The 15,827-nt window shown below is 63.4% G+C and carries 10 protein-coding genes; all 10 read left to right on the top strand.

Translation table 11 applies throughout. The features are described from left to right. Positions 1-75 precede the first annotated feature (75 nt). Positions 76-612: a 50S ribosomal protein L10 gene (gene rplJ / locus ACUZUJ_RS03960; protein ID WP_005408203.1), complete on the top strand. Its 537-nt coding sequence runs from the start codon at positions 76-78 to the stop codon at positions 610-612. A gap of 63 nt (positions 613-675) precedes the next feature. After that, a complete protein-coding gene (rplL, locus tag ACUZUJ_RS03965) occupies positions 676-1,044 on the top strand; it encodes a 50S ribosomal protein L7/L12 (RefSeq protein ID WP_014036098.1) in 369 nt (122 codons plus the stop codon). 329 nt (positions 1,045-1,373) lie between these two features. Next, a complete protein-coding gene (gene rpoB / locus ACUZUJ_RS03970) occupies positions 1,374-5,528 on the top strand; it encodes a DNA-directed RNA polymerase subunit beta (RefSeq protein WP_049446770.1) in 4,155 nt (1,384 codons plus the stop codon). 89 nt (positions 5,529-5,617) lie between these two features. Next, complete coding sequence (rpoC, locus tag ACUZUJ_RS03975; RefSeq protein WP_049446767.1) at positions 5,618-9,841, top strand: DNA-directed RNA polymerase subunit beta'; 4,224 nt, start codon at positions 5,618-5,620, stop codon at positions 9,839-9,841. Positions 9,842-10,125: 284 nt separating this feature from the next. After that, positions 10,126-10,500, top strand: a complete 375-nt coding sequence (gene rpsL, locus ACUZUJ_RS03980; RefSeq protein ID WP_004145320.1) for a 30S ribosomal protein S12 — start codon at positions 10,126-10,128, stop codon at positions 10,498-10,500. Positions 10,501-10,512: 12 nt separating this feature from the next. Continuing rightward, entirely contained in the window at positions 10,513-10,986 is a 474-nt protein-coding gene (gene rpsG, locus ACUZUJ_RS03985; protein WP_014036101.1) for a 30S ribosomal protein S7, read from the top strand. Positions 10,987-11,127: 141 nt separating this feature from the next. Beyond that, positions 11,128-13,269, top strand: coding sequence for an elongation factor G (fusA, locus tag ACUZUJ_RS03990; protein WP_014036102.1), 2,142 nt, complete (start codon positions 11,128-11,130; stop codon positions 13,267-13,269). A 52-nt stretch (positions 13,270-13,321) separates the two neighbouring features. Continuing rightward, positions 13,322-14,512: an elongation factor Tu gene (gene tuf / locus ACUZUJ_RS03995; RefSeq protein ID WP_014036096.1), complete on the top strand. Its 1,191-nt coding sequence runs from the start codon at positions 13,322-13,324 to the stop codon at positions 14,510-14,512. Between the two features lie 332 nt (positions 14,513-14,844). Continuing rightward, on the top strand, positions 14,845-15,156 hold the full coding sequence (rpsJ, locus tag ACUZUJ_RS04000; RefSeq protein WP_005408208.1) for a 30S ribosomal protein S10: 312 nt from the start codon (positions 14,845-14,847) through the stop codon (positions 15,154-15,156). Positions 15,157-15,167: 11 nt separating this feature from the next. Beyond that, positions 15,168-15,818 carry a 50S ribosomal protein L3 gene (rplC, locus tag ACUZUJ_RS04005; RefSeq protein ID WP_004145336.1) on the top strand — a complete coding sequence of 217 codons (651 nt, stop codon included), beginning with the start codon at positions 15,168-15,170 and terminating at the stop codon, positions 15,816-15,818. Positions 15,819-15,827: the final 9 nt, after the last annotated feature.

The raw sequence follows: 15,827 nt of genomic DNA on the forward strand, positions 1-15,827 counted from the left end.
CCGGCGTCCAGGACGGATGCCGCACAGGACCGCACACGGCAGGAGCCGTAAGCGGAGTTCAATAGGAGGAGTGCAATGGCTCTCAATCTGTCCCAGAAGCAAGAAGTAGTCGCCGAGCTGGCAGACGTCGCCGCCAAGGCCCACTCCTTGATCGCAGCCGAATACGCTGGCACCACGGTCGCCCAGATGACCGCGATGCGCAAGCAGGCTCGTGAAACCGGTGTTTTCTTGAAGGTTGTCAAGAACACCCTGGCTTCGCGCGCCGTTGAAGGCACCGAGTTCGCAGTCGCACAGGACCAGATGGTTGGTCCGCTGCTGTACGCGTTCTCGCTCGAGGAGCCCGGCGCTGCCGGTCGCCTGATCAAGGAAGCCGCCAAGGGCAACGACAAGCTGAAGGCTAAGGTCGTCGCCATCGGTGGTGAAGTGTTCCCGGCGAGCCACGTCGACGTGCTGGCATCGCTGCCGACCCGCGACCAGGCCCTGGCCATGCTGGCCCGCGTCCTGACCGAGCCGGTCACGATGTTTGCCCGCGCCATCAAGGCCGTTGGCGAGAAGCAGGGTGGTGGCGATGTCGCCGCCGACGCTGCCGAGCCGGCCGCCGAGACCGCCTGAGTTTCGACTTACCGTGGTTCCTGACGGAACCTCAACCCAGAAAATCATCCAAAGGTATTAATCATGTCCCTTACCAACGAACAGATCGTCGACGCCATCGCCGAGAAGTCCCTGATGGAAGTGATGGAGCTGGTCAAGGCCATCGAAGAGAAGTTCGGCGTCTCCGCCGCTGCTCCGGTCGCCGTGGCTGCTGCCGCTGGCCCGGCTGCTGCTGTTGAAGAGCAGACCGAATTCGTCGTCACCCTGAAGACTGCCGGCGAGAAGAAGGTCGAAGTCATCAAGGCCGTCCGCGCCATCACCGGCCTGGGCCTGAAGGAAGCGAAGGACCTGGCCGAAGCCGGCGGCGTCCTGAAGGACAACGCTTCGAAGGACGAAGCCGAGAAGATGAAGAAGGACCTGGAAGCTGCTGGCGCGACTGTCGAAGTCAAGTAAGCAGTTACCTTGCATCGTCACCGATTCACGGCGATGCAGCCAAGGCTGGGGGCGTAAGCCCCCGGCCTTTGGTCGTTGTTGCGGTGTTGTAGATCCACGCTCTGCGTGGGTGTGAAAAACAGCAGGAAAAAGCCCAACACGGGCTGCAGTCAAACCCCGGCAGGCCAGCGCACGGCGCGGCAGCGGGGGAGTGGTAGCAGACGAGTTGGCAGTTGGAAGTAGCGGGAGAAGGCGTGCTGGTGCCGGCAATACCAGCGACTTCCAACTGACAATTTCAAGTTCCCTTCGGATCGTGGGCGCACGATCCGCACAACAAGGTGGAAGACCTCATGACGTCCTATTCGTTCACCGAAAAAAAGCGTATCCGCAAGGATTTCGGCAAGCAGCGCTCGATTCTCGAAGTGCCGTTCCTGCTCGCCATCCAGGTGGATTCCTATCGTGAATTCCTGCAGGAAAACGTCGATCCGGCCAAGCGCACGGACCACGGCCTGCACGCTGCGCTGAAGTCGGTCTTCCCGATCGCCAGCTACAGCGGCAATGCCGCCCTGGAATACGTCGGCTACAAGCTGGGCGAACCGGTCTTCGACGAGCGTGAGTGCCGCCAGCGCGGCATGAGCTACGGCGCCCCGCTGCGCGTGACCGTGCGCCTGGTGATCTACGACCGTGAGTCGTCGACCAAGGCCATCAAGTACGTGAAGGAGCAGGAGGTCTATCTGGGCGAAATCCCGCTGATGACCGAAAACGGCACCTTCATCGTCAACGGCACCGAGCGCGTCATCGTCTCGCAGCTGCACCGCTCGCCGGGCGTGTTCTTCGACCACGACCGCGGCAAGACCCACAGCTCGGGCAAGCTGCTGTACAGCGCCCGCATCATTCCTTACCGCGGTTCCTGGCTGGACTTCGAGTTCGACCCGAAGGACGCGCTGTTCACCCGTATCGACCGTCGCCGCAAGCTGCCGGTGTCGATCCTGCTGCGCGCGCTTGGCTACAGCAACGAAGAGATGCTGGCCGAGTTCTTCGAGATCAACACCTTCCACATCAACCCGGATGAAGGCGTCCAGCTGGAGCTGGTGCCGGAGCGCCTGCGTGGCGAAACCCTGGGCTTCGACCTCGCCGACGGCGACAAGGTCATCGTGGAAGCCGGCAAGCGCATCACCGCGCGCCACATCAAGCAGCTGGAAGCCTCGGGCATCGCTGCCCTGGCCGTGCCGGACGACTACATCGTCGGCCGCATCCTGTCGCACGACGTGGTCGACGCCTCGACCGGCGAACTGCTGGCGCAGGCCAATGACGAGATCACCGACGAGCAGCTGCAGGCCTTCCGCAAGGCCGGTGTGGATGCCGTGGGCACCCTGTGGGTGAACGATCTGGATCGTGGCCCGTACCTGTCCAACACCCTGCGCATCGACCCGACCAAGACCCAGCTGGAAGCCCTGGTCGAGATCTACCGCATGATGCGTCCGGGCGAGCCGCCGACCAAGGATGCCGCGCAGAACCTGTTCCACAACCTGTTCTTCACCTTCGAGCGCTACGACCTGTCCGCGGTCGGCCGCATGAAGTTCAACCGTCGCGTGGGCCGCAAGGAAACCACCGGCGAAGCCGTGCTGTACGACAGCAAGTACTTCGGTGAGCGCAACGACGAAGAGTCCAAGCGCCTGGTCGCTGCCCACGGCGACAGCTCCGACATCCTGGACGTGATCAAGGTCCTGACCGAGATCCGCAACGGTCGCGGCGTGGTCGATGACATCGATCACCTGGGCAATCGTCGCGTGCGTTCGGTCGGCGAAATGGCCGAGAACGTGTTCCGCGTCGGCCTGGTCCGCGTCGAGCGCGCGGTCAAGGAGCGCCTGTCGATGGCCGAGTCGGAAGGCCTGACCCCGCAGGAGCTGATCAACGCCAAGCCGGTCGCCGCTGCCATCAAGGAGTTCTTCGGCTCCTCGCAGCTGTCGCAGTTCATGGACCAGAACAACCCGCTGTCGGAAGTGACGCACAAGCGTCGCGTCTCGGCCCTGGGCCCGGGCGGTCTGACCCGTGAGCGCGCCGGCTTCGAAGTGCGCGACGTGCACCCGACCCATTACGGCCGCGTCTGCACCATCGAAACCCCGGAAGGCCCGAACATCGGCCTGATCAACTCGCTGGCCGTGTACGCCCGCACCAACCAGTACGGTTTCCTCGAGACCCCGTACCGCAAGGTCGTGGACGGCAAGGTCTATGACGAAGTCGAGTTCCTGTCGGCGATCGAAGAGAACGAGTACGTCATTGCGCAGGCCAACGCCCTGACCAATGCCGACAGCGTGCTGACCGAGCAGTTCGTTCCGTGCCGCTTCCAGGGCGAATCGCTGCTGAAGCCGCCGGCGGAAGTCCACTTCATGGACGTCTCGCCGATGCAGACCGTGTCGATCGCGGCCGCGCTGGTTCCGTTCCTGGAGCACGATGACGCCAACCGCGCACTGATGGGCGCCAACATGCAGCGTCAGGCCGTGCCGACCCTGCGTGCGCAGAAGCCGCTGGTCGGTACCGGCATCGAGCGCGCCGTGGCGCGTGACTCCGGTGTGACCGTGAACGCCCGTCGTGGTGGCGAGATCGTGCAGATCGACGCGGCCCGCATCGTGGTCAAGGTCAACGAGGAAGAGATCGTTGGCGCCACCGACGCAGGCGTGGACATCTACAACCTGGTCAAGTACACCCGTTCGAACCAGAACACCTGCATCAACCAGCGTCCGCTGGTCCAGGTGGGTGACGTCATCGCCCGCGGCGACGTGCTGGCCGACGGTCCGTCCACCGACATCGGCGAACTGGCTCTGGGCCAGAACATGCTGATCGCGTTCATGCCGTGGAACGGCTACAACTTCGAAGACTCCATCCTGCTCTCCGAGCGCGTGGTGGAAGAGGATCGTTACACCACGATCCACATCGAAGAGCTGACCTGCGTCGCGCGTGACACCAAGCTGGGGCCGGAGGAAATCTCCGCCGACATCCCGAACGTCTCCGAGCAGGCGCTGAACCGCCTGGACGAGAGCGGCGTGGTGTACATCGGTGCGGAAGTCCGCGCCGGCGACATCATGGTCGGCAAGGTCACCCCGAAGGGCGAAAGCCAGCTGACCCCGGAAGAGAAGCTGCTGCGCGCGATCTTCGGCGAGAAGGCTTCGGACGTTAAGGACAGCTCGCTGCGCGTTCCGCCGGGCATGGACGGCACCGTCATCGACGTGCAGGTCTTCACCCGCGACGGCATCGAGAAGGACAAGCGCGCCCGCCAGATCGAAGAGTCTGAAATCAAGCGCGTCAAGAAGGACTTCGACGACCAGTTCCGCATCCTGGAAGCCGCCATCTACATGCGTCTGCGTTCGCAGATCGTGGGCAAGGTGGTCAACGGTGGTGCTGGCCTGAAGAAGGGTGACGTGATCACCGACGCCTTCCTGGACGGCCTGAAGAAGGCTGACTGGTTCGCCCTGCGCATGAAGGACGAGGACGCTTCGGAAGCCATCGAGCGCGCCCAGAAGCAGATCCAGGCGCACGAGAAGGAATTCGAGCGTCGCTTCGCCGACAAGCGCGGCAAGATCACCGCCGGCGACGACCTCGCCCCGGGCGTGCTGAAGATGGTCAAGGTGTTCCTGGCCGTGAAGCGCCGCATCCAGCCGGGCGACAAGATGGCAGGCCGCCACGGCAACAAGGGTGTGGTCTCCAACGTGGTGCCGGTCGAGGACATGCCGTACATGGCCTCGGGCGAAACCGTGGACATCGTGCTGAACCCACTGGGCGTGCCGTCGCGTATGAACATCGGCCAGATCCTGGAAGTGCACCTGGGCTGGGCCGCCAAGGGTCTGGGTCGCAAGATCCAGGCGATGATGGAAGCCCAGGCGGCGGTTGCCGACCTGCGCAAGTTCCTGGACGACATCTACAACCACGACGACACCAACGTGGCCAACCGTGTCGACCTGTCGCAGTTCAGCGACGAGGAACTGCTGCGCCTGGCCCGCAACCTGACCGACGGCGTGCCGATGGCCACCCCGGTCTTCGACGGCGCCACCGAAGCGGAAATCAAGCGCATGCTGGAACTGGCCGACCTGCCGAGCAGTGGCCAGACCCAGCTGTACGACGGCCGCACCGGTGAAGCCTTCGATCGCCACACCACCGTTGGCTACATGCACTACCTGAAGCTGAACCACCTGGTCGACGACAAGATGCACGCCCGTTCGACCGGCCCGTACTCGCTCGTCACCCAGCAGCCGCTGGGCGGCAAGGCGCAGTTCGGCGGCCAGCGCTTCGGTGAAATGGAAGTCTGGGCGCTGGAAGCCTACGGCGCGGCCTACACCCTGCAGGAAATGCTGACGGTGAAGTCCGATGACGTGCAGGGCCGCAACCAGATGTACAAGAACATCGTCGACGGTGAGCACGAGATGGTCGCGGGCATGCCGGAATCCTTCAACGTGCTCGTGAAGGAAATCCGCTCGCTGGCCATCAACATGGAACTGGAAGACAACTGATCCATGCCGGCGCGGCGGCCTCCGCCGCCGCGCCGCTGGCAGTCAACTGAAAGCCCATCGACACAGCATTCCTCCTTCTGGAGAACACCATGAAAGACCTGCTCAACCTCTTCAACCAGCAGCGCCAGACGCTGGACTTCGACGCGATCAAGATCGCGCTGGCCTCGCCGGACCTGATCCGTTCGTGGTCCTTCGGCGAAGTGAAGAAGCCGGAAACCATCAACTACCGTACCTTCAAGCCGGAACGCGACGGCCTGTTCTGCGCCGCCATCTTCGGCCCGGTGAAGGACTACGAGTGCCTGTGCGGCAAGTACAAGCGCATGAAGCACCGCGGCGTTGTCTGCGAAAAGTGCGGCACCGAAGTGACCCTGGCCAAGGTGCGTCGTGAGCGCATGGGCCACATCGACCTGGCGTCGCCGGTCGCGCACATCTGGTTCCTGAAGTCGCTGCCGTCGCGCATCGGCCTGATGCTGGACATGACCCTGCGTGACATCGAGCGCGTGCTGTACTTCGAAGCGTACGTGGTGACCGAGCCGGGCCTGACCGCCCTGGAACGCCGCCAGCTGCTGACCGAAGAACAGTACCTGCAGGCCCGCCAGGAGCACGGTGACGACTTCGACGCCGCCATGGGCGCCGAGGCCGTGTACGAACTGCTGCGCACGATCGACCTGCAGTCGGAAATGACCCGCCTGCGCGAGGAAATCGCCGCTACGGGTTCGGAAACCAAGCTCAAGCGCCTCACCAAGCGCATCAAGCTGATCGAAGCCTTCCTGGAATCGGGCAACCGTCCGGAATGGATGGTCATGACCGTGCTGCCGGTGCTGCCGCCGGACCTGCGCCCGCTGGTCCCGCTGGATGGCGGCCGCTTCGCGACCTCCGACCTGAACGACCTGTACCGCCGCGTCATCAACCGCAACAACCGCCTGCGCCGCCTGCTCGAACTGAGCGCGCCGGACATCATCGTGCGCAATGAAAAGCGCATGTTGCAGGAATCGGTCGATGCGCTGCTGGACAACGGCCGTCGTGGCCGTGCCATCACCGGCACCAACAAGCGCCCGCTGAAGTCGCTGGCCGACATGATCAAGGGCAAGCAGGGTCGCTTCCGCCAGAACCTGCTCGGCAAGCGCGTCGACTACTCGGGCCGTTCGGTCATCGTGGTCGGCCCGTACCTGCGTCTGCACCAGTGCGGCCTGCCGAAGAAGATGGCGCTGGAGCTGTTCAAGCCGTTCGTCTTCGCCAAGCTGCAGCGTCGTGGCCTGGCCACCACCATCAAGGCCGCCAAGAAGCTGGTCGAGCGCGAAGAAGCCGAAGTCTGGGACATCCTGGAAGAGGTCATCCGCGAGCACCCGGTGATGCTGAACCGTGCGCCGACCCTGCACCGTCTGGGCATCCAGGCGTTCGAGCCGGTGCTGATCGAAGGCAAGGCCATCCAGCTGCACCCGCTGGTCTGCACCGCGTTCAACGCCGACTTCGACGGTGACCAGATGGCCGTCCACGTGCCGCTCTCGCTGGAAGCCCAGCTGGAAGCGCGTGCGCTGATGATGTCGACCAACAACATCCTGTCGCCGGCCAACGGCGAGCCGATCATCGTGCCGTCGCAGGACGTCGTGCTGGGTCTGTACTACATGACCCGCTCGCTGGAAAACAAGAAGGGCGAGGGCATGGCCTTCGCCAACATCGCCGAAGTGAAGCGTGCCTACGACAACCGCGTGGTGGAACTGCACGCGCGCGTCAAGGTCCGCATCACCGAGGTGGTGACCGACGAAGACGGCGTCAAGCAGAACAAGACCTCGATCGTGGACACCACGATCGGCCGCGCCCTGCTGGCTGAAATCCTGCCGGAAGGCCTGCCGTTCGCGCTGGCCAACACCGAGCTGACCAAGAAGAACATCAGCCGCCTGATCAACTCCAGCTACCGCCAGCTGGGCCTGAAGGACACGGTCGTGTTCGCCGACAAGCTGATGTACACCGGCTTCGCCTACGCGACCCGCGCCGGCGTTTCGATCGGCATCGATGACATGCTGATCCCGGACGAGAAGAAGGGCATCCTCACCGAGGCCGAAGCCGAAGTGCTGGAAATCCAGGAGCAGTACCAGTCGGGCCTGGTCACCGCCGGCGAGCGCTACAACAAGGTGGTCGACATCTGGTCGCGCACCAACGAGCGCATCGCCAAGGCGATGATGGACACCATCGGTACCGAGAAGGTCGTCAATGCCAAGGGTGAGACCATCGACCAGAAGTCGATGAACTCGCTGTACATCATGGCCGACTCCGGTGCGCGTGGTTCGCAGGCGCAGATCCGTCAGCTGGCCGGCATGCGTGGCCTGATGGCCCGCCCGGACGGCTCGATCATCGAGACGCCCATCAAGGCGAACTTCCGCGAAGGCCTGAACGTGCAGGAGTACTTCAACTCCACCCACGGTGCCCGTAAGGGTCTGGCCGATACCGCGCTGAAGACCGCGAACTCGGGTTACCTGACCCGTCGTCTGGTCGACGTCGCGCAGGACGTGGTGATCACCGAGGTGGATTGCGGTACCACCGAAGGCCTGATCATGACCCCGATCGTGGAAGGCGGCGACGTGGTCGAGCCGCTGAAGGATCGCGTGCTGGGTCGCGTGGTTGCCGAGGACGTGTTCCTGCCGGGCAACGACGAAGATCCGATCGTCACCCGCAACACCCTGCTCGACGAGGCCTGGGTCGCCAAGCTGGAAGATGCCGGCGTGCAGACCATCAAGGTCCGCTCGACCATCTCCTGCGAATCGGCCTTCGGTGTCTGCTCGCGCTGCTACGGCCGCGATCTGGCCCGTGGCCACCTGGTCAACATCGGTGAAGCGGTCGGCGTCATCGCCGCGCAGTCCATCGGTGAGCCGGGTACCCAGCTGACCATGCGTACGTTCCACATCGGTGGTGCGGCGTCGCGAGCTGCTGCGGTCGACAACATCACCGTCAAGACCACCGGCTCGGTCAAGTTCAGCAACCTCAAGTCGGTCGAGCACGCCAATGGCTCGCTGGTGGCAGTGTCGCGCTCGGGCGAAATCTCGGTGCTCGATGCCCACGGCCGTGAGCGTGAGCGTTACAAGCTGCCGTACGGTGCGACCATCACGTCCAAGGACGGTGATGCGATCAAGGCTGGCCAGACCGTGGCCAACTGGGATCCGCATAACCACCCGATCGTGTCGGAAGTGGCCGGCTTCATCCGCTTCATCGACTTCGTCGACGGCATCACCGTCATCGAGAAGACCGACGAGCTGACCGGCCTCGCTTCGCGCGAAATCACCGATCCGAAGCGTCGTGGTACCCAGGCCAAGGACCTGCGCCCGATCGTGCGCATCGTTGATGCCAAGGGCAACGACCTGTCGATCCCGGGCACCGACCTGCCGGCGCAGTACCTGCTGCCGCCGCGTTCGATCGTCAACCTGCAGGATGGCGCCCCGGTGGGCGTGGGTGACGTCGTTGCCAAGATCCCGCAGGAAGCGTCGAAGACCCGCGACATCACCGGTGGTCTGCCGCGCGTGGCCGACCTGTTCGAAGCGCGCAAGCCGAAGGATCCGGCGGTGCTGGCCGAGCGTTCGGGCATCATCAGCTTCGGCAAGGACACCAAGGGCAAGCAGCGCCTGATCATCAAGGACACCGATGGTTCGGAGCACGAAGAGCTGATCCCGAAGTACCGCCAGGTCATCGTGTTCGAAGGCGAGCATGTCACCAAGGGTGAAACCATCGTGGACGGCGAGCCGAGCCCGCAGGACATCCTGCGCCTGCTGGGTGTCGAGCCGCTGGCGGCCTACCTGGTGAAGGAAATCCAGGACGTGTACCGCCTGCAGGGCGTGAAGATCAACGACAAGCACATCGAGGTGATCACCCGCCAGATGCTGCGCAAGGTCGAGATCACCGATCAGGGCAGCAGCAAGTTCCTGAACGGCGAACAGGTGGAGCGTCAGCGCGTTATCGAGGAAAATGCGCGTCTGTCGACCCGCAACGAGCTGCCGGCGCACTTCGATCCGGTCCTGCTGGGTATCACCAAGGCATCGCTGGCGACCGAATCGTTCATCTCGGCCGCTTCGTTCCAGGAAACCACCCGCGTGCTGACCGAAGCGGCCGTCCGCGGCACCTCGGACAACCTGCGTGGCCTGAAGGAAAACGTCATCGTGGGTCGCCTGATTCCGGCCGGTACCGGCCTGGCGTACCACAGCAACCGCCGCCGCGGCGCTTCCGGTCTCACCGAGTCGGAAATGCAGACCCTGGCCGGCACCCCGGCTGCGGTCGAGGCGCCGGTGGTTGAAGCCGAAGCTGAACAGGCATCGGGCGAAGAATGAGGTATCCGGTCCGGCCGCAAGGCCGGACCACCCCATCGGTCCATCGATGGGATTGGGAAAGGGCAGGGGAGATCGTCCGCGGTCGACCCTGTCAACCTGAACGGGGTACATGGAGGCCCCCCAGTAACGTCCCGGGATCAGGGACGGGCTTGACAGGAGGCGTTTGACTGCTTTCCTGGCAGGTTGCTACAATCGTCTGTCTCAGCAGGCCAGAATTTTGGCCTGCTTTAACATTTCCGCATCTCTGGTCGGATTTTCCGGCCACCAATCAGAAGAACCTACTGATGGCGACGATCAACCAGCTGGTCCGCAAGCCGCGGCAAGCGACCACCTACAAGAGTGCCTCGCCGGCGCTCGACAAGTGCCCGCAGCGCCGTGGCGTCTGCACCCGTGTCTACACCACCACTCCGAAGAAGCCGAACTCGGCTCTGCGCAAGGTTGCCAAGGTCCGCCTGACCAACCAGGAAGAAGTGATTTCCTACATCGGTGGTGAAGGCCACAACCTGCAGGAGCACTCCGTGGTCCTGATCCGCGGCGGTCGCGTCAAGGACCTGCCGGGTGTGCGTTACCACACCGTTCGTGGCTCGCTCGACGCCGCCGGCGTTGCCAAGCGTCGCCAGGCCCGTTCCAAGTACGGCGCCAAGCGTCCGAAGGCATAAGGAGAGAGCACTATGTCGCGTAAGGGTAATACTCCGCAGCGTTCCGTCCTGCCCGATCCGAAGCACGGAAGCGAAACCATCGCCCGCTTCATCAACATGGTCATGCAGAGCGGCAAGAAGTCCGTCGCCGAAAAGATCGTGTACGGCGCCATGGACGTGATCACCGAGAAGAACAGCAGCGCCAACGCCATTGACCTGGTGCAGAAGGCTCTGGACAACGTCGCTCCGGCGGTCGAAGTCAAGTCGCGCCGCGTCGGTGGTGCCACCTACCAGGTGCCGGTCGAAGTGCGTTCGTCGCGCAAGATGGCCCTGGCCATGCGCTGGCTGATCGACTCCGCGCGCAAGCGTGGCGAGAACACCATGCCGAAGAAGCTGGCTGCTGAGCTGATCGACGCCTCGGAAAACCGTGGCGGCGCCATCAAGAAGCGCGAAGAAACCCACCGCATGGCCGAAGCCAACAAGGCCTTCGCCCACTACCGCTGGTGAGTTTGACGGCCTTGTAAAACAGGCAGGGCAGCTCCACTTAGGTGCGTGCTGCCTCGCGGTCCCAGAAGGACTGCGCCAATCCGAAGGCCGCCGAAAGGCGGCGTTCGGCCATCCGAAATCCAAGAAATCTGAGAGGCTCCCGTGGCCCGTTCCACTCCCATCGAGCGTTACCGCAACTTCGGCATCATGGCTCACATCGATGCCGGCAAGACCACCACGTCCGAGCGCATCCTGTTCTACACCGGCAAGAGCCACAAGATCGGTGAAGTGCACGACGGCGCCGCCACCATGGACTGGATGGAGCAGGAGCAGGAGCGTGGCATCACGATCCAGTCCGCTGCCACCACCGCGTTCTGGAAGGGCATGGACAAGTCCCTGCCGGAGCACCGCTTCAACATCATCGACACCCCCGGGCACGTCGACTTCACCATCGAAGTGGAGCGCTCGCTGCGCGTGCTCGACGGTGCCGTCTTCGTCCTGTGCGCCGTCGGTGGCGTGCAGCCGCAGTCGGAAACCGTGTGGCGCCAGGCCAACAAGTACCACGTGCCGCGCATCGCGTTCGTCAACAAGATGGACCGCACCGGTGCCAACTTCCAGAAGGTCGTCGGCCAGCTGAAGGCCAAGCTGGGCGCCGTTGCCGTGCCGATGCAGCTGCCGATCGGCGCTGAAGACAACTTCAAGGGCGTTGTCGACCTGCTGAAGATGAAGGCCATCCATTGGGATGAGGCTTCGCAGGGCATGAAGTTCGAGTACAGCGACATCCCGGCCGAACTGCAGGCGGCTGCCGAAGAGGCTCGCCAGTTCATGGTCGAGACCGCTGCTGAAGCCAGCGAAGAACTGATGGAAAAGTACCTGGGCGGCGAAGAGCTGGCCGAGGCCGAAATCATCAGCGCGCTGCGTACCCGCACCCTGGCCACCGAGATCGTGCCGATGTACTGCGGCTCGGCCTTCAAGAACAAGGGCGTGCAGGCCATGCTGGATGGCGTGATCCAGCTGCTGCCGTCGCCGGTCGACGTGCCGGACGTGAAGGGCGTGGACGTTGACGACGACACCGTCGAAATGACCCGCAAGTCGGACGACAAGGCTCCGTTCTCGTCGCTGGCCTTCAAGATCATCACCGACCCGTTCGTCGGCGCGCTGACCTTCTTCCGTGTCTACTCGGGCACCCTGAACGGTGGCGACACCGTGCTGAACTCGGTGAAGGGCAAGAAGGAGCGCATCGGCCGCATCCTGCAGATGCACTCGAACAACCGCGAGGAAATCAAGGAAGTTCTGGCCGGTGACATCGCCGCGGCGGTGGGCCTGAAGGACACCACCACCGGTGACACCCTGTGCGCCGTGGACGCCCCGATCATCCTGGAGCGCATGACGTTCCCGGAGCCGGTGATCTCGATGGCCGTCGAGCCGAAGACCAAGTCGGACCAGGAAAAGATGGGTCTGGCCCTGGGTCGCCTGGCGCAGGAAGATCCGTCGTTCCGCGTCAAGACCGACGAAGAATCCGGCCAGACCATCATCTCGGGCATGGGCGAGCTGCACCTGGACATCATCGTCGACCGCCTGAAGCGCGAGTTCAACGTTGAAGCCAACGTCGGCGCGCCGCAGGTGGCCTACCGCGAAACCATCACCCTGGCTGACGTCAAGTCGGACTACAAGCACGCCAAGCAGTCCGGTGGTAAGGGTCAGTACGGTCACGTCGTGATCGAGCTGTCGCCGATCACCGCTGCCGACCGTGCCGATCCGAAGCTGGCTCCGGCCATCAAGGACGACTTCCTGTTCATCAACGACATCACCGGCGGCGTGATCCCGAAGGAATTTATTCCGTCGGTTGAAAAGGGCCTGCGCGAAACCATCACCAGCGGTCCGCTGGCTGGCTTCCCGGTCGTGGACGTCAAGGTGAAGCTGGTGTTCGGTTCGTACCACGACGTCGACTCCTCGGAAATGGCGTTCAAGCTGGCTTCGTCGATGGCCTTCAAGCAGGGCTTCGCCAAGGCCAAGCCGGTGCTGCTGGAGCCGATCATGAAGGTCGAGATCGTGACCCCGGAGGATTACCAGGGTGACGTGATGGGCGACGTCAGCCGTCGTCGCGGCGTGCTGCAGGGTTCCGACACCACCGGTGACGGTTCGGCCAGCATCATCAACGCGATGATCCCGCTGGGTGAAATGTTCGGCTACGCCACTGCGCTGCGTTCGCAGACCCAGGGCCGCGCCACCTTCACCATGGAATTCGATCACTACGAGCCGGCTCCGACCAACATCGCCGAAGCCGTCATGAAGAAGGGCTGAGCCTCGCTCAGCCTCTCTTGAAACCACTTACGAACAATCAAGGTATAGAACAATGGCAAAGGGTAAGTTCGAGCGCACCAAGCCGCACGTCAACGTCGGCACCATCGGTCACGTCGACCACGGCAAGACCACGCTGACCGCCGCACTGACCAAGATCGGTGCCGAGCGCTTCGGTGGCGAGTTCAAGGATTACTCCTCGATCGACGCCGCGCCGGAAGAAAAGGCGCGTGGTATCACGATCTCGACCGCGCACGTCGAATACGAATCCCCGATCCGTCACTACGCCCACGTCGATTGCCCGGGCCACGCTGACTACGTCAAGAACATGATCACCGGTGCCGCCCAGATGGACGGCGCGATCCTGGTGTGCTCGGCCGCTGACGGCCCGATGCCGCAGACCCGTGAACACATCCTGCTGTCGCGCCAGGTCGGCGTGCCGTACATCGTCGTGTTCCTGAACAAGGCTGACATGGTCGACGACGCCGAGCTGCTCGAGCTGGTCGAGATGGAAGTGCGCGAACTGCTGAGCAAGTACGAGTTCCCGGGCGACGACACCCCGATCATCGCCGGTTCGGCCCGCCTGGCGCTGGAAGGCGACCAGAGCGACATCGGCGTGCCGGCCATCCTGAAGCTGGTCGACGCGCTGGACAGCTGGATTCCGGAGCCGGAGCGTGCGATCGACAAGCCGTTCCTGATGCCGGTGGAAGACGTGTTCTCGATCTCGGGCCGCGGCACCGTGGTGACCGGTCGTATCGAGCGCGGCGTGATCAAGGTTGGCGACGAAATCGAAATCGTCGGCATCCGTCCGGTGCAGAAGACCACCGTCACCGGCGTTGAAATGTTCCGCAAGCTGCTGGACCAGGGTCAGGCAGGCGACAACGCTGGCCTGCTGCTGCGCGGCACCAAGCGTGACGACGTCGAGCGTGGCCAGGTGCTGGCCAAGCCGGGCACGATCAAGCCGCACACCAAGTTCGAAGGCGAAGTCTACGTCCTGTCGAAGGACGAGGGCGGCCGTCACACCCCGTTCTTCAACGGCTACCGTCCGCAGTTCTACTTCCGCACCACCGACATCACCGGCGCCGCTGCACTGCCGGAAGGCGTCGAAATGGTGATGCCGGGTGACAACGTCAAGATGGTCGTCACCCTGATCAACCCGGTGGCCATGGACGAAGGCCTGCGCTTCGCCATCCGCGAAGGCGGCCGTACCGTCGGCGCCGGCGTGGTCTCGAAGATCATCGAGTAATCTGGTAGTATCTGCGCCCCGATGTTGCCTGGGTAGGGCATCGGGGCGTATCAAATGGGAAAGCAGGCACAGGACGTGCCTTGTGTTCCCCGGACCAGGAAGGGTCAATGCCATTCAGGCGGCGTCAACAGGCGACTGTTGACAGCTGCCTTGCGTGCCATTATGCTTCTACGTCTGGGCAGGCCGGGAAACTGGTCTGCCTACGTTTTTGAGGTCTATGGAGTGACCTTGTCGGCCTGCAGGAGTGCGGGCCGTCCGTATTCAGGAATTTCATGGGGCAAAGCAACCCAGAGGCTTTGTCTGTCGCTCTTTTAACGAAGGAACCTACCGCCATGGCGGACCAAAAGATCCGGATCCGGCTGAAAGCGTTCGATCATCGTCTGATCGACCGTTCGGCCAGCGAGATCGTTGAAACGGCAAAGCGGACCGGCGCGCAAGTGCGTGGCCCGATCCCGCTGCCGACCAAGATCGAGCGTTACACCGTTCTCGTCTCCCCGCACGTCGACAAGGACGCGCGTGACCAGTACGAGACCCGCACGCACAAGCGCGTGCTCGATATCGTTGACCCGAATGACAAGACCGTGGACGCGCTGATGAAGCTCGAACTGGCTGCCGGCGTCGACGTTCAGATCAAGCTGACCTGAGGACTACGACCATGACGAAGAAGTATTCGTTGGGCTTCGTGGGCCGCAAGGCTGGCATGAGCCGCGTGTTCACTGAAGATGGCCGCTCCATCCCGGTGACCCTGATCGAAGCAACCCCGAACCGCATCGCGCAGATCAAGACCGTCGAAACCGACGGCTACAGCGCCGTGCAGGTGACCGTCGGCGCGCGTCGCGCTGCCCTGGTCAACAAGCCGGAAGCCGGCCACTTCGCCAAGGCGAAGGTGGAAGCGGGTCGTGGCCTGTGGGAATTCCGCGTTGAAGACGCGCAGCTCGGCGATTTCGCCGTTGGCGGCGAAGTCAAGGCGGACATCTTCGAAGTCGGCCAGATCGTCGACGTCCAGGGTGTCACCAAGGGTAAGGGCTTCCAGGGCACCATCAAGCGCCACAACTTCCGTATGGGCGATGCAACCCACGGTAACTCGCTGTCGCATCGCGCGCCGGGTTCGCTGGGTCAGCGCCAGACCCCGGGTCGCGTTTTCCCGGGCAAGAAGATGTCGGGCCACATGGGCGCGGTGCAGCAGAGCACCCAGAACCTGGAAGTGGTCAAGGTCGACGTCGAGCGCGGTCTGATCGCCGTTCGCGGCGCCGTTCCGGGCGCGGCGGGTGGCGACGTGATCGTCCGTCCGGCGAGCAAGGCATAAGGAGAGATG

Source organism: Stenotrophomonas sp. S4, assembly GCF_054187805.2.

Bases quoted from the DNA above. Each gene is read 5' to 3' on its own strand.
- rplJ (WP_005408203.1), top strand. From the start codon at position 76: ATGGCTCTCAATCTGTCCCAGAAGCAAGAAGTAGTCGCCGAGCTGGCA.
- rplL (WP_014036098.1), top strand. From the start codon at position 676: ATGTCCCTTACCAACGAACAGATCGTCGACGCCATCGCCGAGAAGTCC.
- rpoB (WP_049446770.1), top strand. From the start codon at position 1,374: ATGACGTCCTATTCGTTCACCGAAAAAAAGCGTATCCGCAAGGATTTC.
- rpoC (WP_049446767.1), top strand. From the start codon at position 5,618: ATGAAAGACCTGCTCAACCTCTTCAACCAGCAGCGCCAGACGCTGGAC.
- rpsL (WP_004145320.1), top strand. From the start codon at position 10,126: ATGGCGACGATCAACCAGCTGGTCCGCAAGCCGCGGCAAGCGACCACC.
- rpsG (WP_014036101.1), top strand. From the start codon at position 10,513: ATGTCGCGTAAGGGTAATACTCCGCAGCGTTCCGTCCTGCCCGATCCG.
- tuf (WP_014036096.1), top strand. From the start codon at position 13,322: ATGGCAAAGGGTAAGTTCGAGCGCACCAAGCCGCACGTCAACGTCGGC.
- rpsJ (WP_005408208.1), top strand. From the start codon at position 14,845: ATGGCGGACCAAAAGATCCGGATCCGGCTGAAAGCGTTCGATCATCGT.
- rplC (WP_004145336.1), top strand. From the start codon at position 15,168: ATGACGAAGAAGTATTCGTTGGGCTTCGTGGGCCGCAAGGCTGGCATG.